At 62.7% G+C, this 16,183-nt stretch carries 15 protein-coding genes; 9 read left to right on the top strand and 6 right to left on the bottom strand.

The features are described from left to right. Nucleotides 1-20: 20 nt before the first annotated feature. From AAFG07_RS26610 to AAFG07_RS26585, 6 genes are all read right to left on the bottom strand, one after another. A complete protein-coding gene (locus tag AAFG07_RS26610; protein ID WP_342722799.1) occupies nt 21-1,037 on the bottom strand; it encodes a transglutaminase-like cysteine peptidase in 1,017 nt (338 codons plus the stop codon). Between the two features lie 220 nt (nt 1,038-1,257). Next, nucleotides 1,258-2,508: an HlyD family type I secretion periplasmic adaptor subunit gene (locus AAFG07_RS26605; RefSeq protein WP_342722798.1), complete on the bottom strand. Its 1,251-nt coding sequence runs from the start codon at nt 2,506-2,508 to the stop codon at nt 1,258-1,260. A 12-nt stretch (nt 2,509-2,520) separates the two neighbouring features. After that, complete coding sequence (locus tag AAFG07_RS26600; protein WP_342722797.1) at nt 2,521-4,647, bottom strand: type I secretion system permease/ATPase; 2,127 nt, start codon at nt 4,645-4,647, stop codon at nt 2,521-2,523. Nucleotides 4,648-4,938: 291 nt separating this feature from the next. Beyond that, on the bottom strand, nt 4,939-6,657 hold the full coding sequence (locus tag AAFG07_RS26595; RefSeq protein ID WP_342722795.1) for a TolC family outer membrane protein: 1,719 nt from the start codon (nt 6,655-6,657) through the stop codon (nt 4,939-4,941). A gap of 251 nt (nt 6,658-6,908) precedes the next feature. Next, nucleotides 6,909-7,418: a hypothetical protein gene (locus tag AAFG07_RS26590; RefSeq protein ID WP_342722794.1), complete on the bottom strand. Its 510-nt coding sequence runs from the start codon at nt 7,416-7,418 to the stop codon at nt 6,909-6,911. A gap of 111 nt (nt 7,419-7,529) precedes the next feature. Then, entirely contained in the window at nt 7,530-8,066 is a 537-nt protein-coding gene (locus tag AAFG07_RS26585) for an NYN domain-containing protein (RefSeq protein ID WP_342722793.1), read from the bottom strand. A 565-nt stretch (nt 8,067-8,631) separates the two neighbouring features. Between AAFG07_RS26585 and AAFG07_RS26580 the strand changes: the two genes are divergently transcribed. From AAFG07_RS26580 to AAFG07_RS26540, 9 genes are all read left to right on the top strand, one after another. Continuing rightward, nucleotides 8,632-9,258 carry a hypothetical protein gene (locus tag AAFG07_RS26580; RefSeq protein WP_342722791.1) on the top strand — a complete coding sequence of 209 codons (627 nt, stop codon included), beginning with the start codon at nt 8,632-8,634 and terminating at the stop codon, nt 9,256-9,258. A 373-nt stretch (nt 9,259-9,631) separates the two neighbouring features. Next, nucleotides 9,632-9,847 carry a hypothetical protein gene (locus AAFG07_RS26575; RefSeq protein ID WP_342722790.1) on the top strand — a complete coding sequence of 72 codons (216 nt, stop codon included), beginning with the start codon at nt 9,632-9,634 and terminating at the stop codon, nt 9,845-9,847. Nucleotides 9,848-9,938: 91 nt separating this feature from the next. Then, nucleotides 9,939-10,154: a hypothetical protein gene (locus AAFG07_RS26570; RefSeq protein ID WP_342722789.1), complete on the top strand. Its 216-nt coding sequence runs from the start codon at nt 9,939-9,941 to the stop codon at nt 10,152-10,154. A gap of 70 nt (nt 10,155-10,224) precedes the next feature. Next, complete coding sequence (locus AAFG07_RS26565) at nt 10,225-10,731, top strand: A24 family peptidase (protein ID WP_342722788.1); 507 nt, start codon at nt 10,225-10,227, stop codon at nt 10,729-10,731. Between the two features lies 1 nt (nt 10,732). After that, entirely contained in the window at nt 10,733-11,698 is a 966-nt protein-coding gene (gene cpaB, locus AAFG07_RS26560; RefSeq protein WP_342722787.1) for a Flp pilus assembly protein CpaB, read from the top strand. A gap of 11 nt (nt 11,699-11,709) precedes the next feature. Next, nucleotides 11,710-12,900 (top strand): AAA family ATPase, encoded by a 1,191-nt coding sequence (locus AAFG07_RS26555; protein WP_342722786.1) that lies wholly within the window; start codon nt 11,710-11,712, stop codon nt 12,898-12,900. Further along, nucleotides 12,897-14,342, top strand: a complete 1,446-nt coding sequence (locus AAFG07_RS26550; RefSeq protein ID WP_342722784.1) for an ATPase, T2SS/T4P/T4SS family — start codon at nt 12,897-12,899, stop codon at nt 14,340-14,342. Before AAFG07_RS26555 ends, AAFG07_RS26550 begins: the two co-directional genes overlap by 4 nt. Further along, nucleotides 14,342-15,268, top strand: a complete 927-nt coding sequence (locus AAFG07_RS26545; protein WP_342722782.1) for a type II secretion system F family protein — start codon at nt 14,342-14,344, stop codon at nt 15,266-15,268. The genes AAFG07_RS26550 and AAFG07_RS26545 overlap by 1 nt, the downstream gene beginning before the upstream one ends. Further along, complete coding sequence (locus AAFG07_RS26540) at nt 15,238-16,170, top strand: type II secretion system F family protein (RefSeq protein WP_342722781.1); 933 nt, start codon at nt 15,238-15,240, stop codon at nt 16,168-16,170. Before AAFG07_RS26545 ends, AAFG07_RS26540 begins: the two co-directional genes overlap by 31 nt. Nucleotides 16,171-16,183 lie beyond the last annotated feature (13 nt).

The following is a 16,183-nucleotide window of genomic DNA, read 5'->3' as shown; positions in this document are numbered from 1 at the left end:
GCCGAGGAGCAGATTACGGGTCACAGCAGCAGGGGTAGTCCAGGCAACTGGGCGCCACTGCTGCTGAGGTCTTCCACGCCGGTCCATTCGGCGTCCGCCGCATTGGCAGCCGCCGGTGCCGCGTCGAGCTCGTCGCCCAGCGGAAGCCGCTTGGCGTAGGGGGCGGCAAACAGCTGGACGCCGTGCTCATTGATCGCAAACATCGGCGTGAAGTTGTCGAGTTCGCGGTCGTCGATCAGTTCGGAGCGGCGGCTGTCCAGGATCAGCCAATGGCCACCATCCAGCCGAGCCGCCAGCACGGCATGATCCTGGCGGATGGCGCGATCGCGGCCGAGCACCAGGCGCAGATCTTCGCGCGGGAAGCCGGCTTCGCTGAGCGCAATGTATTTCGCGACCGCGTAGTCCTCGCAATCGCCCTTGCCGGTGGCAAAGGTGGCGAGCGGGGCGGTCCAGCGGTCGGCTTCGCCGTGCTGGGCGAAGTCGCTGACATAGCGGATCGCCTGGTTGACGGCGCGGTTGGCCTCATCCAGCCGGTCGCGTCCGGATCTGGATTTGACCGCGTTGATCAGGCGCAGGAATTGCGCGGCATTGGCCGGGCAGCTGGCGGCGTTCTCCCGGCAATGCTCGAGGACGGTCTGCTCTCTTGCGAGATCGGATTCGAGGCCGCGCCATTTGCGCCACATGCCGTTCTCCGGTGCGCGGAAGGTAAACAAGCCGAACGGCTCGGCGCCAACGGGCGGCAGCGGCTTGGCCGCGGGAAGTGCGTCGGTCGCCGTATTCAGCGGCGTGAGCGCGGCGGTACGAATGGCGTTCGGACCACGGCCGCGCTGCCGGTCGAGCTTGGCCAGCACGTCGGTGATGGTGAAGAAGGTGGCAGGCGGGCGGTTCGATGCGGCATCCGAGGCCGGCGCGGGCTCGCCGGCGGGATTGCCGAGAGAAAGCGCGTCCGCGGCAAATGCGGATGACGCTGCGCAAAGACTTATTGAAAATGCGGCCACGGCCATGACCGCCGACGAGGCAATCTTCAGCGACTTCATAATGACGTCCCCAATGTCGGGGACCGTCAACGTCTGTGCGTCGATCTGCGTCCCCGCTGTTATCGGGACGCAGACTGGCGCCTCGGCCGCTTAAGCGGAGTTAAGTGGAGGGGGCTGCTCCTGGATTGTCGTGAAGGCGGTCAATCCAGGGTTTGCCGGTTCGTTCGAAATTGAACGACCGCAGGTCATGATCGGTTAACCACGCACTCCGGGGCCCCGATCAGCGTTCGCGCAGGGCCTCGTCACGCAGCAGCCGAGCGGGCTTCACGATGTAGTCCAGCACGGACTTCTCGCCGGTCAGGACTTCAACCGTGGTCACCATTCCCGGAATGATCGGCAGCGGATGCTGCTCGCTGCCGAGATGGTTCTTATCGGTGCGCACCATGACCCGATAGAAGGTCTCCTGACGTTCGGTCCTTTCCGCCTTGTCGTCGACGATCGTATCGGCGCTGATGCGTTCGACCTTGCCCTTGAGCGATCCGTAGACCGAGGAATCATAGGCGCTGATCTTCACCACCGCGTCCTGGTTGGGACGGATAAAGGCGATGTCCTGGGGACGAATCCGGCCTTCGACCAGCAGCGTGTCGTCCAGAGGCACGATATCCATGAGGTTGGCGCCGGGCGCCACGACGGCGCCGATGGTGCTGACGTTCAGTTTGTTGACGATGCCGTGGACCGGCGCCTTCAGGTCGGTGCGGCGCACCCGGTCCTGGGCGGACTTGATGTTCTCGTCGAGGACGGCGAGGTCGCCGCGCGATTTGGCGAGATCCTCGTCGGCCTGCGAGCGGAATGACGCAGTGATGTTCGCGATCTTCGATTGCGCCTCCGCCAGCTGTCCCTTCATGTCGGTAGCCTGCCGGTCGAGCCGCAGCATCTCGATCTCGGGCACGACCTTCTGCTCATAGAGCTTGCGGGTCAGGGTCTGCTCGCGTTCCAGGAGCTTGAGGGAGCCGGTGAGGCGAGTGACCTGCTGATTGAGGACGTCGATGTCCTGCGCGACCTTCTGGGCCCGCATCTTGAACACGCTGGCCTCGGTCGCGACGGCGGCGGGAACCACCTTGTCGACTTCATCCGGAAAGCTGATCTCGCTTCGTCCGCGCGCCTCGGCCTCGAGGCGGGCCACCCGCGCCGCCGCCGCCGCGCGGCGCTCGCGGATTTCGCCGAACTCGGAGGCGAACTTCGTGTCTTCGATGCGCATCAGGGACTGGCCCTGCTGAACGATGTCGCCTTCCCGCACCAGGATGTCGCCGACGATTCCACCTTCGAGCGATTGCACCACCTGCATCTGCCGCGACGGCACGACGCGCCCGCTGCCGCGCTTGACTTCGTCGAGCACGGCAAAATGCGCCCAGGTCACGAACGTCGCGAGCAGCGCGCAGGACGTCCACAGCAGCATGCGAGAGGTGCGGGGCGTGCGCAGCAGCGCCGCGGACCGGATATCATTTGCAAACGCAAAATCGGAAGACGCCATAATATTTTCTCGTTATGCAGATTTCGGCTGGATCGTATTCTCGGGCGCCGGAGCCGTGGACGCGGGCTTTCCTTGCAGAAGGGCGAGCACCTTGTCGCGCGGGCCGTCGGCAACCAGGCGGCCGTTGTCGAACAGCAGCAGGCGATCGACCATGTTCAGCAATGACAGACGATGGGTCGAAATGATGATGGTCATCCGCTCGTCACGGAATCCCTTGAGCCGCTCGAGGAACTCCTGCTCGCTGCGAATATCGAAGTGCGCGGTCGGCTCATCGAGGAAGAGCACGCGCGGCTTGCGGATCAGGACGCGGGCGAGCCCGATCGCCTGCTTCTGGCCGCCCGACAGGCTGCGGCCGCCTTCCGAGATGGGCATGTCATATCCCATCGGGTGGCCGGCGATGAAGCTCTCGACGCCGGAGAGCCGCGCGGCAAGCAGGATTTCCTCGTCGGTCGCCTCCGGCTTGCCGAGGGCGATGTTGTCGCGCAGCTTGCCGTAGAACAGGTCGGTGTCCTGCATCGCAAAGCCGATGCCGGCGCGCAGATCCGAAGGATCGTATTGGCGCGAATCGACGCCGTCGACCAGGATGCGGCCTTCCTTCGGCTCGTAGAACCCGAGCAGCAACCGCCCGACCGTGGTCTTGCCGGATCCAACCCTGCCGATGATGCCGACCCTTTCTCCGCCTTCGATCTTGAAGCTGACCTTTTCGAGCGCGTTGCCCGGCGCGTTCGGGTAGGCGAACGAGACGTTCTCGAAGGCGACCTTGCCGTCGTCGATCCGTCTTGCGACATAGGACCGGGTCGGCGATCGCTCGCGCTCGATCGACATGATGCGGTCGATTGCCTTGAGGGACGTTAGCGTCTGCGTTCCCTTGGTGATCACGGAGGCGATGCCGGCGATCGGCGCCAGAATGCGGCCGGCGAGCATGTTTGCGGCGACCAGCGCGCCGACGCTCAGCTTGCCGTCGAGGATCAGGAAAATGCCGACGATGACAAGGAGCAGGCTCGTGATCTGCTGGGCCGTGCTCGCGCTCGTCAGCGACATCGACGACCAGAAGTGAACGTCCTCACCCGAGCGGGCGGTCGCCGCGACCGAGCGTTCCCACAAGGTCTGCATGCGGGCCTCGGCGCCGGTCGCGCGGACGGTTTCCAGACTGGACAGTGATTCGACCAGCACGCCGTGCCGGGCCGCGGATTCGGCCTGCAGGCGCTTCATCGCGCGATCGAGCGGGCGCTGCAGCAGGAAGCCGATCAGCATCACGAGTGGGAGCATGATCAGCGGGATCCAGGCCAGCGGCCCGGCGATGATGAACAGCACGCCGACAAACAGGATGGCAAACAGCAGGTCCGTCGCCGAAACCACGCTTCCGGACGTGAAGAATTCGCGCACCGAGTCGAAGTCCCGGAGCTGATTGGCGATGATGCCGACCGAGGTCGGCCGCTGCGCCAACTTCACAGACATCACATGCTCGAAGATGTTGGCGGCGAGCACGACGTCGATGGTCTTGCCGGTCACGTCGATCATGCGGCTGCGGACCATGCGGAAGATGAAATCGAAGACGATGCCGAGTCCCATGCCGATCGAGAGTGCGATCAGGGAGGGGATCGCTCCGTTGGGGATGACGCGGTCATAGACGCTCATCGTGAACAGCGGCGTCGCCAGCGCGAGGATGTTGGTCAGAAAGGCGGCGATCGCGATGTGTCCGTAACTGCGCCAGTGCGTCTTCACCACCGACCAGAACCAGTGGTTCTTGGGAATGTCTCCTGCGGCGACGGCGCGCGCATTGGCCTGCGCGGCGCTTCTCACCAGGAATGCGTAGCCGGTATAGTCCGCTGCGATCGAGGCAACTTCAGCGACGCGCGGAGCGTTCGGCGTCGCCGGATCAACGAACTTGATGGCCTTGTTCGCCGGGTCCACGCCGAGAAGGATGAGCGCGGAGCCGTCCTTCATGATGAGAACGGCCGGCAAGACCAGCGCGGGGATGTCCGAAATGTCGCGCTTGACGGCCTCGGTCTCCAGACCCGCGCGTCTGGCTGCACGGTCATAGAGCGAAACGGACAGGCGTCCGTCCGTGATCGGAAGTCCGCCGAGCAGCGCTTCGCGGCTGACGGCGCGGCCGTGATAAGCCGCGAGATACGTCAACGTTGCGGTGAGGGGATCGTCGCCGAGTGCGCGCGGCCGACTTGTCGCGGCAGGCTTTGAAGTTGGGTCATCCGACGGGGGGCGGACGGCGTCAGCCGCCGCGCTGGGGGTTCGAAACAACAACTGAAACCTCGACAACCAAAATGGAAATGCAGAAATCGCATGCGATGATTTCGTGCAGGCTACAACAAATGGCGAACAAAATCAGCGAAACTTGCTTTAAGTATTAATACGGAATCGAAAGGGCCCCGTTTGGGGCCCTTTCTGAAGTCCTGATCGTGGTTGGCGGCTCTATCGAGCGGAACCACTCGGAAAGGCCGACAGCAGCCAGTGGGGCTTTGTCGACGCATAGGAACTCGCATTCGCCGTGACCGACGGATCCGCGTAGATGACATTCGGGCCGTCCGTAGCGCTCTTTTGCTGCTGCATCCATTCCGCGGAGCCGGGCACGGCGGCGGTCGTGGTCGAGCCGGTGAAGCGATCGGCAAAACCGACATCCTTGGCCTGAGCTGCCGCATAGCCCTCCTTGTAGCCCTTGGCTGGGCGGACTGAGGCGGCGGGAGCCGGGACGGCGACATGCAGCGGTTCGGGGCCGGTTTGCGGCAGGTTCACGCGGAGGGTAGGGAACGAGTAGCGTGGCAGGCCAATCGAAAGCATGTCGGTGGGCGCTGCGTCGACCGGCGGCGGAGCCTTCAGATACTCGATCAAGGTCCCCATCGCGGCCAGCAGTTGATAGTCGGCAAAAACGACGACGCTACGTGCCGAGGTGAGCGAGACCGACGCGTTGAAGAACTGGTTCTGCGCGTTCAAGAGATCGATCAGCGAACGTTGACCGAGCTCGTATTCCTTCTGGAAGGCCGCGATGGTCTTCCGGTCGGCCTCGAGCTGGCGCGTCAGAGCTGCGATGCGCGTGGCCGTAATCGTACGGGCATTCCACGCCTTGTCGATCGATTCATAGGCGTCGCGCTGCAAGCGCGCGTGACGCATGGTGGCTTCGGTATAGCGCTCGGCCTTCTCCGACCGATTCCAGGCATCCTGACCGCCACGGAAGATGTCCCACGACATCACCACCTTGCCGCTGTAGTCCTCATGCGTAACGGCGGGAGTTCCGGGTGCCGCCACGTAAGGGAAGGAGTTGTCGTAGTGTGTTGCCCGTCCCTCGAGGTAGAATTTCGGGCCGAACGTTCCGTCCGTGGCCTTGAACGCATGCTTGGCGGCATCGGCGTCGGACTGGGCCGCCGCAATCGTCGAATTGAACCGCAGGGTGGTCGCCAGCGCTTCGTCGCGGCTGTTCGGCAGTCCTGCGAGAGGGGCGGGGAAGCGAACGTTGATTGGCTCAAGGCCAACCGTCTTGCGGTACTTCGCCCTGGCGTCATCGAGGCTGCGCTGGAATTCGGCGAGCGCCGCACGGGCGGCTTCGACGCGCTCCCGAGCTTGCTCCAGGTCGCCTTCGCCGGCCCGGCCACCCGAGAAGCGGGAGTTCACGTTTGAAAAGATCTTTTCGTGGTTGGCGACGTTTTGCTGGGCAAGGCTAACCAGCCGTATGTAACGCACGACGTCCATGTAGCCTTCGGCGGCGTCGAGGGCCAGTAACTCGGTTCGTTCCTTGACGCGCGAGGCGGCGGCATTCACGCGCGCGGTCTGGCGCCAGACGTCATAGATCGACGAGAAGCCGTCCCAGAGCAGCTGGCGCACCACGACCGATTCCTGGCTGCCATTGCGCCACGGCCCTGAACCCACAGTCGGTGCCTGCAGGGACGGGCTGATGAAGTTGGGCGATTGATCGAATTTTTCCGGCCCGTAGCTGGCGTCAACGCGCACCTGCGGCAGCAGCGTGCTCTGAGTTTGCCTCAGCTCGCTTTCCGTCGCCCGCCGATTCGCGGAAGCTTCGCCCACGCCCGGGTTGGTCTGCATTGCCTGGCGCAAGGCATCGTTAATAGAAAAAACCTCGGCACATGCTGGCGTTGCCGCCAGGCAGAGGCACGCGATGACCGTGTATGCCGATTTCATAATCCCCGCCCCCAACACACAAAAATTATTACGTAGAATCTACCGAAAGCTAACAGCGGACGGTTCCGTAACCTATGACATTTCAGCCACACCGCCGGTCTAAGTGGGGTGGAGAGATGCGGCGTCGGTTGCCCGGAAATATTTTGATTTTTATTAAAATCCAACGATTTAGCGGCGGTCCAGTGACCATTTGGGCTGGTACCGGTCAGCAACACCGGCGGCCGGAACAGAAAAGGTCAGTTAAGTCTGTCTTAACGGCCGGCCGCGCCCTCCTGCTCACGGCAGGTCGCCAGGTAGGTTGCAACGAAGGGCGGGGCCTTGGCGTCGGGCGCGGGGCCTCCCAGGTGGCTCGTCAGCTTGTAGAGCGACTTGCTGGCAAAATAGAACCGGAATATCTCGGCCGTGGACTCGTCGATGCGGGTCGCAAAAATCGACGCAGCCGTACGGTGCGCGGCCGCAAAGACATAGGTGGTGAGCTTGGCCGCCTTGCCTTCCGTCGCGACTGACGTGCCCCAGGTGACCGAGAAGGTCTCGCCATCGATCACGACGGATGGCCGGACCGTGTCCAGATCGTCATCGATCCACTGGACGTCACCGCCTTTGCCGGAGGGGCCAACCTCAACCCGTTTGCCTCGTGGCGTGTCACAGGTGAACCTTGAAGGTTCAGCTATCGCTGCGCTCGTCGTCGCCAGCAACAACAAGACGCAGCCGACCGACCTCCACATTGGCTTTCCCTCTGCAGTTGCGTTGGTTGGGATCATACTGATGTCCCTGCGTGGCCAGCGCAACTCGGTGATGTACGGATGTGGTCGGCCGAGCCGCGCGCGTCTCCAGCCGATCTCCGGCCGCGACGTCGGAAGGCGCCCGCAACGTCACTCCGGCGCTATCGGATGCGCTGGACGCTCGATCGATGGCCTGAGGCTCTCGAGTTCAACGAAGGCATCGGCGTGCCTGCGAAGCTCGTCGGCGATCATCGGAGGCTTCGTTCGAATGCTGGAAACGACGGTGACACGCACGCCCATCCGCCTGACGGCTTCGACAACGGCTCGCAAGTCGCCATCGCCAGAGAACACGAACGCGTGGTCGATGCGGTGCGCGATTTCCATTGCATCGACCGCGAGCTCGATGCCGATGCTGCGCTTCATTCGCCGCCGTCCGTCGCCGTCGTCGTGTTGCTTGGCGGCCTTTCTCCTCACGGCATATCCGTTGTAATCGAGCCAATCCACCAGTGGCCGAAGGCTGCTGAACTCGTCGTCGTCCCTCACGACCGTGTAGAAATAGGCGCGGACGATTTGCCCATGCTTGCCGAACTCCGAGAGCAATCGCCGGAAATCGACTTCAAAGCCGAGGCTCTTGACCGTGGTGTGCAGATTCGCACCGTCGATGAAAAGTGCAATGCGATCGGTCATCTGAAGCCCCATGACGCCGGATCAGTCGCTGTACGTTTTGGTTCTGCAAATATCTCGAGCGCATGCTGGACGCTCAAATTGAAATGTCTGATCCTAGAGCAAGGACTCGGCGGGGATGAAGCAGAATTTTCGACACCGGCGGGTGCCATGATGATGGTGCGCCTGTTGATAAGGCAATGGTGCAGCGCGGCCTGCGGTGCCGACAAGTTGCCGCGCCGCTGCGTGAGAGGCGGCGACTATTGCGTCACCAACAAAACTACATCTAAAATCAATCGGGTGTACCGGCGCATTTCGTGCCGATGCGATATTTCGAGATACCACTTTTTTGCAGATACAGGTTTTCGCCGATACCAGTTTCGCCGGAGGGGAAAGGACGGCTTTGCGTCCCCGCATTGCGCAGGCAGTTTGTTGGTGCTGGCGGGCGCGGATGCGCGGCGGTGCGTCGATTGCGCCATCGCAACAAGTCTCTCGCCCTTATCAATAGCGAACCGTCGCGATCGACCCGCTGCTTGATGCGATGTTCGTATCAGCAGAGGGCAGGTGGGGCGCGCGATGGGGGCTTGCCGTGACCGACACAACAATCGGGCGCCGGATCAAGCAGCGAGCCAGGGAGGATTGGCCAAGGCGCGCGAGATGCCTGGTTGCCCTCTCGCTCTGCATCCTGCTGTCCTGTTGTGGGGCCGCTCGCCGGGCCATCGAAAAGGAGGCGGGACCGGCAACGGAGACCGCAACAGAGCCAGCGACGGAGACGACCACGGTACCGGCACCGGCACCGGAAACGGCACCGGTGGCGGAAACGGCACCGGCCGCGGTAACGGTCAACCTGAGCGGCGCACTCGCGGAATGCCGGAACGCCTTTCCTGATCAGATCGCGCAAGCGGTGGCACGGGCGTCGTGCGTGATCAAGGCAACCGAGCTCGTCCGGCCGCTGTTGCCGTTTCCTGAGCTGCTCGATCGGGAGAATGCCCTGCGCAAAACGTTGGCAGAGCAGGTTCAAGCGCGAGCCATGTCCCTGCTCGAGCGAAACGTCCAGATCCAGAAGTTGCATTCGCAGCTTCTCGACGAAGAGCGCAGCAGGCTGCCGGCCACGCCGGCCGACGCGAGCAAGCCGCCGGCGGCGGTCACGCAGTGGCGACAATCCAACCCGGAGAGCTGCGGCCGCCTCGGAGGGGATTCCGGGACCTGTTACTGAGACGAGCGGTCCGGCCTACGCATGATGGTCGGCGGGAGCCTTGTGGAACCGGAATGTGAGGCCGTCACTCCAGGCGTCGTTCGCGCGACAACTTGTCCGGTGCACCCTTTGGATGCCGCCACCGTATTCGCACGGAGCGGCTAGAATGAAATGTCGAGAAATGCCGAAAACCCTATAATTTAAGGTATTTCGTGCATTGTCATCGAAGCGTCGCTCCCGCGGAGAGGCGTCAGCGACTACGCCAGTAGGGTTAATAAACGATTACCAATCGACAGATTTCTCGCAACGCATTATAAGAAAATCCTAGTTGGCACTGGATTTTGCCCCCCGCCAACATATTGCGTAAATTTACTCATACAAGGGATATTTTCCTATGTTGAAGCTGTACATCCAGACCACCGAAGCCTTCAAGCGTCTGCGCACGGATGCGGCCGGCGTTGTGTCGTTTGAATACGTGATCGTCGCCGCTTGCATCGTCGCCGCCGTCTCGGCCGCGTTCGGTACGGGTACCGCCAGCGGCATCGGCTCGGTTCTGAGCGCCTCGATCACCACGATCGCCGGCAAGGTCGCCACCGCAGTCTCCGCTTAACTCCGGATGTTGAATGCTGTTGGCAGATTGCTCCTGTCAACAGCGGTCAACCGAATTGCGATGTGCGCAAGCCTTAAGGAGGCTTTCTCCTATGTTGCAGTCTTACATCAAGATCACCGAAGGATTTGAGCGTCTGCGCACGGACAAGGACGGCGTTGTGTCGTTCGAGTACGTGATCGTCGCCGCCTGTATCGTCGCCGCCGTTTCCGCGGCGTTCGGTACGGGTACCGCCAGTGGCATCGGCAGCGTACTGCTCACCTCGATCACTTCGATCGGCACCGCGGTTGCCAACGCGGTTAGCGCATAAGTCCAGAGGACAGCGCTCCGGAGGGGGACATTATTTTTGCCCCCCGCCTTTTTTCTGAGGCGTTTATTTCATGAATTGGATTGCGTCCACGACCTCGTGTCTGGAAATCGCATTGTTGTTGTATGTCGCAACGATCGATATCGCGACACGGTTGATCCGAAACGAAATTTGTCTGGCGCTGGCGCTCCTTGGGATCGTCGGCCAATTGGCCAGTCCGATGCAGATCGGCCAGTCGCTGATCGTTGCCGCAATCCTGTTCCTGGCGCTTTTCGTGATCTATCTGCGGGGAGCGATCGGCGGGGGTGACGTCAAGTTGCTGGTTGCCCTGGCGATCGGTCTGCCGCTGACCGGCGTGATTGAACTGTTGACGGCAACTGCACTGGCCGGCGGCGTTCTGGCCGCAGTGCATCTGATGCTGCGCCGTCTGCCACAACCGAAGCTGGCGCCCGCCGGATCGTCGTTGATGCGCCGGGTCTACGCGGTCGAGCGCTGGCGTCATTTGCGACATGCACCGCTGCCCTACGGGGTCGCCATCGCATGCGGCGGTATCTGGGCCATTTTGAGCAAAGGAATTTGACATGTCGTCCGCTCTCCGCGTCTCGATCATCATGGTGCTGCTCCTTGCGGCTACGGCGCTCGGGCTCATCGCCTATAGCCTGAACCTGCCGAAAGACCCTGTTGTTGCGCAGGCGGTCGAAGAAAAGCCTGCACCTGCGGCTGCGACGGTCGGCTACTTTGTGACGACACGTTCGTTGTCGAAAGGGACGTTGGCGCGGGACGAGGATTTCGCCGTGCGCCAGACGGCACCGAATCGTGTCCCCGCGGGGGCGATCCTCGAAACGCCTGACTCCAAGGCCGGCCTTCCCGGTTCGCTGGTTCGCAAGTTCGTCGACGCCGGCAGCGTCATTACTCTGGACGACATCCTGCGTCCGAAGGATCGCGGCTTCCTTGCCAGCGTCCTGGCGCCCGACAGCCGCGCCATCAGCATCAAGGTCGACGAGGAGACCGGTGTGTCCGGTCTGATCAGGCCGGGTGACAATGTCGACGTGGTGCTCACCCAGGTGTTCGAGAAGTCGGCTCCGGTGAAACGAGCCGTCAGCGAGACCGTTCTATCCAATGTGCGCGTGATCGCGATCGACCAGGAGATTGCGCAAGGCGGGCGTCCAATCACCAATGCTGTCCCGGGCAAAACGGCGCAAACCGTCTCGCTGGAGCTCAAGCCGAGCCAGGTCAAGAAGGTTGCCGTTGCAAAGCAGCTCGGAACGCTGTCGCTCGTCATCCGCGCTGCGGCCGAGCAGTGGGACAAGACCGACACAGGTGCCACGTCCAGCTGCGATGTGTCGCCGGAGCTGGCGCGCCAAAGTGCAGTTGCCGGCCAGAGCACGACGGTCGCGATCTATACCGGTAGCGAGGTCAAGCAGTACTCGGTCAGGAAGCAGGATTTGGACGACGACGCGAGTGCAGGCTGCGACGGCGGGTCCGGGGCCGACACCCCGACGACAGCGGCGGCGGCTGACGTCGGCAAGGGACTGGAGAAACGTTGATGAGTGTAACCATGGCAATGGTCGAACCACCGGAAGAGACGACGTCCCTTGTTGCGCGCAACCGGATCGTCTGCTTCGTGAACGACGAGTTGAGCGCTGCGGCTCTTCGCAAGGGTCTCGACGGCAGCAATCTGGTGATCCGGCGTGGCACTATCCGCCATGCGACACGGATGCTCGAGACCGACACCGATCTGTACGCGCTGGTGACCGACATCAGCGGGCTGGATGACCCCTTCACTGAGCTGGAACGCCTCGCCAGTGTCTGTCCGCCCGATGTGAAGGTGGCCCTGATCGGCGACAACCGGGAAATCACCTTTTACCGCGAGCTGATGGAGATCGGCCTTACCGAGTATCTTCCGACCCCGATCACCCGGGACATCGTGCTCGACCAGCTGCGTCCGAAACTGATCGGCGACGCCGTGCCGGCCCAGACTGACCGCGGCGGGCATGTGGTCTCGATCTGCGGCGCGCAGGGCGGCGCCGGAGCGACCAGCATCGCGATCAACCTCGCGCTGCAACTGGCCGAAACCACCAAGGCGAAGGTGGCGCTGCTCGACCTGCATCTGCAGGGCGGCGAGACCGCGGTGATGCTGGGTGTTCGCCCCGGTCCGGGACTGCGAATTGCCCTCGAGAATCCGATGCGAGCCGACACGCTGTTCCTCGAGCGGGCGGCGATCGAGGTGACCGATCGCGTTGTTCTGATTTCGGGCGATGAGGATCTCGATGCCAAGCTCGACATTACAGAAGCCGGCGTCCGCCACGTGCTGGGTCTGCTCAGGCAACGGTTCAATTACGTGGTTGTCGACGTGCCGGTGCCGTTCCCGGCATCGATCTATCCGGTCATTCAGATGTCCCGTCATGTGCTGGTGCTGCTGGAGGCCGAAGTGACGGGCCTGCGCAACGCCCACGCCCTCCGTAACGCCGTCACCAACATCGCGGGCAAGGACCGCGTCTTTACCTTGCTCAATCGTGCCGACCGCGCCGGCGGCCTGCCCAGGGCGACGATCGTCAAGGCCCTGGGCGCAGAGCCGGACATGGTGATCCCCGATCTCGGCAAGGGAATGACCCAGGCGGTCAACCTCGGCGTTCCGGCCCTGAAGCACGTATCCGGGCTGCGGCGTCACCTTGCCCCGATCGTGCGGGAGATCACCGGCGTCGGCCCCAAGCAAAAGGCCGCGTGGAAGAGGTGGCTCGGGCTATGAAAAAGTTCGGCAGGCGCGCAGACGAAATGCCGGTGCGGATGCCCGGCGCGGTGCTGGTCACGCCGTCGGCGGTACCAAGCGTGCAACCGGTCCCGCCGGCCTTACCGCCGGAGGAATCAAGCGTGGCGCCACCGGCGTCCCGCCCGTTCGTATCGGCGCCCAGGCATGACGAGCCCGCCGCGCATCATCCGGTGATGTCGGCGTCACTCCGTGAACGGGTGATCGAGCAGATCGAGCCGGCGGTGGCCACCACGGTCTCCCGCGACGTCCTGCGGCGGCAGATCGAGGAAATCATCCACGGCATCGCCAACCAGGAGCGGCTGGAGCTGTCGGGCCGCGAGCAGCTCTTCCTGGCGGAGGAAATCGCCGACGACATGACCGGCTACGGGCCGCTGCGTCCGCTGCTGCTCGACGAGACGATCAACGACATCATGATCAATGGGCCGAACAACGTCTATGTCGAGCGGGCCGGCAAGCTCGAGCGGGTCGCAGTCCGGTTTCGCGACAATGACCACATCGCTTCCGTCGCACAGAAGATTGCCTCACAGGTCGGTCGGCGTGTCGACGAGTCCAGCCCAATGGTGGACTGCCGTCTCCATGACGGCAGCCGCGTCAACATCATCCTGCCGCCGCTGGCGATCCATAGCCCCTGCATCTCGATCCGAAAATTTCCGAACCGGCGTCTGAACATCGCCGGGATGATCGCAAACGGCTCGATGACGCCCGCGCTGGGACAGTTGCTGGAGATCGCCTCCCGCTGCCGGCTCAATGTCCTGGTCTCCGGCGGCACCGGTTCCGGCAAGACGACGCTGCTGAATGCCTTGAGCCAGTTCATCGACAACAGCGAGCGCATCGTCACGATCGAGGACGCGGCGGAGCTGCAGCTGCAGCAGCCGCATGTGATCAGCCTGGAGACCCGGCCCCCGAGCCTCGAAGGCACCGGACAGGTGACGCAACGCGATCTCCTGTGGAACGCGCTGCGTATGCGGCCGGACCGCATCGTCGTGGGCGAGGTGCGCGGCGCCGAGGCATTCGACATGTTGCAGGCGATGAACACCGGCCATGATGGATCGATTTCCACCGTGCATGCCAACAGCACGCGCGATGCTCTGACCCGCGTGGAGAACATGGTGCAGATGGGGCAGGTCAATCTGCCGTCGCGCGCGATCCGGTCGCAGATCGTCGCCGCGCTGGATCTTATCGTGCAGGTCGAGCGCATGCGGGACGGCCAGCGCCGCATCATACAGATCAGCGAGGTGATCGGCCTGGAAGGCGAAGTGATCACCACCAACGACATCGCGCTGTTCGAGTACAAGGACGAGGACGTTCACGGACGGATATCGGGCACCTACCGCTCCACCAACGCGGTTCCGAAGTTCAAGAGCCGCCTCGTCTATTACGGGCTCGATCGAGCCTGGGCAGATGCGATGAGGCAGATCTGATGTCGACGCCCTTGATGATCGTCCTGCTGCTTCTGCTGTGTGCTGGGGCAAACACCCTTTGGCTCGACTCACGACAGAGGCGAATGGATCGCCAGCTCGAGATTGCCTTGCCGACGGCTGAAGCGGCGACCCTGGTGTCCATCCGTCGTGCGGCGAAGACGTCGCGTTGGCATATGTTCCATCGCATCGCCAACTACCGTGCCGACGCGGTGTACATGATGCGTCCGATTTATGTGCTGCTTGCAGGGGGAATGGCAGGGGCGGGAATCATCTATGTCAACGGGTTCCTGAAGTTTTCGGGCCTCTATGCGGGCATTGCCGCCGCGGGCGTCGCTATCCTGGTCGTGCGCGGGCTGTTCGGATGGCAGCGACACCGCTTTGCAAATCAGCTCTTCCAGCAACTTCCAGACGCGGTCCAGCTGGTGACGAGCACTGTCCGGTCCGGATTGCCCGTCCACGAGGCATTTCGCACCATCGCCCGCGAGATGCCGCAACCGACATCCGGGCAGTTTGCCATCGTCTGCAGCGAACTGAATACAGGCCGGTCGCCCGAGGAGGCTGTGGAAGCCGTCTATCAGCGAACGCAGGTGCCCGAGTATGCGATGTTTGCGGTGACCCTTGCGGTGCAATTGAAGACCGGCGGCAGCCTGGCGGAAACGCTGCAAACGCTGGGCGAGACCGTGAGCCAGCGGGTTGCGCTGGCGGCCCGTGCGAAGGCCTTGGCGGGAGAGGTCATCTTTTCATCGCGTGCGCTCACCGGCGCACCGGTCGTTATCGGCGGGCTGCTTTACATGATCAATCCGCGGTCGATCGATCTGCTGTTGTTCGATCCGCAAGGCAACGTGCTTCTCGCTTATGCGGCTTGCTCGGTCCTGATCGGGCATTTCGTGATCCGTTGGATGGTCAGAAGGGAAACCACCCTATGACGGCTGTTCTCGGTTTTGCCACTCTTGCCGTTGCACTCGCGGCTGCGACCTTCCTGCTGATCATTCGCGAGATGCATCTCCGCGCCCTCAACACGCGTGTCTCGAATGCCGTGCTGGGCATCTCCGATCGATCGAACTCGGGGGACCTGATCGGCTGGCTTTCATCGGTCGGCACGCGCTACAGGCGTTTCTACGCCCAGGAAAATCTCGACCAACTGAAGATGGTTCTTCAGTCGGCAGGGTTCAATCACTATCGAACCCTGCCGATCTGGATCGGCTTCAAGACGGTCAGCACATTCGTGTTGCCGATCGCAGCTTTCGCGATTGCGCAGATTCTTGGACGACCGCTCAGCGACGTGTTGATCTTCACGCTGATTGGCGTGGCGTTTGGAATCATGGTTCCGCGTCTGATCTTGCTGGTCGTGAAGCGACGCTTCGATGCGGCGATCCGGCTCGGCACGCCCGACACCATCGATCTGCTTGTCGTTTGCAGCGAAGCCGGCATGGGCCTGGAGAGCGCGATTGAGCGTGTGGCGGACGAGATGCGGGAGTCCAATCCCGCCATCAGCCACGTGCTGCGCGGTCTCCTCGATGATTTGCGGATCTTGCCGAACCGTGCCGAAGCGTTCGAGAAGCTCGCTTCCACGTCGGAGGGCCTCCGTCGCTTCGGCACCATGGTCAGTCAAAGCCTGCAATATGGCACGCCGCTGAGCCAGGCCCTGCGCAGCATCGCAGTCGACTTGCGCCGGGAACGCATCACCAAGCTCGAGGAGCGCGCGCACAAATTGGGTGCGAAGCTCACCGTTCCGATGGTGTTGTTTTTGCTTCCGGCGATGTTCGTCATTCTGGGCGGAAGCCCGTTCCTTCATCTGATTCGTACATTCGCCGACCTGGGTAAGTAAGCCATGAGCGCAA

It is taken from the genome of Bradyrhizobium sp. B097 (assembly GCF_038957035.1).
GTDB lineage: Bacteria > Pseudomonadota > Alphaproteobacteria > Rhizobiales > Xanthobacteraceae > Bradyrhizobium.
This window is presented reverse-complemented; position numbering and strand designations above follow the sequence as displayed.

Coding starts and splice junctions, on each gene's coding strand:
- AAFG07_RS26610 (WP_342722799.1), bottom strand. CDS start 1,037: ATGAAGTCGCTGAAGATTGCCTCGTCGGCGGTCATGGCCGTGGCCGCA.
- AAFG07_RS26605 (WP_342722798.1), bottom strand. CDS start 2,508: ATGGCGTCTTCCGATTTTGCGTTTGCAAATGATATCCGGTCCGCGGCG.
- AAFG07_RS26595 (WP_342722795.1), bottom strand. CDS start 6,657: ATGAAATCGGCATACACGGTCATCGCGTGCCTCTGCCTGGCGGCAACG.
- AAFG07_RS26590 (WP_342722794.1), bottom strand. CDS start 7,418: ATGATCCCAACCAACGCAACTGCAGAGGGAAAGCCAATGTGGAGGTCG.
- AAFG07_RS26585 (WP_342722793.1), bottom strand. CDS start 8,066: ATGACCGATCGCATTGCACTTTTCATCGACGGTGCGAATCTGCACACC.
- AAFG07_RS26575 (WP_342722790.1), top strand. CDS start 9,632: ATGTTGAAGCTGTACATCCAGACCACCGAAGCCTTCAAGCGTCTGCGC.
- AAFG07_RS26570 (WP_342722789.1), top strand. CDS start 9,939: ATGTTGCAGTCTTACATCAAGATCACCGAAGGATTTGAGCGTCTGCGC.
- AAFG07_RS26565 (WP_342722788.1), top strand. CDS start 10,225: ATGAATTGGATTGCGTCCACGACCTCGTGTCTGGAAATCGCATTGTTG.
- cpaB (WP_342722787.1), top strand. CDS start 10,733: ATGTCGTCCGCTCTCCGCGTCTCGATCATCATGGTGCTGCTCCTTGCG.
- AAFG07_RS26555 (WP_342722786.1), top strand. CDS start 11,710: ATGGCAATGGTCGAACCACCGGAAGAGACGACGTCCCTTGTTGCGCGC.
- AAFG07_RS26550 (WP_342722784.1), top strand. CDS start 12,897: ATGAAAAAGTTCGGCAGGCGCGCAGACGAAATGCCGGTGCGGATGCCC.
- AAFG07_RS26545 (WP_342722782.1), top strand. CDS start 14,342: ATGTCGACGCCCTTGATGATCGTCCTGCTGCTTCTGCTGTGTGCTGGG.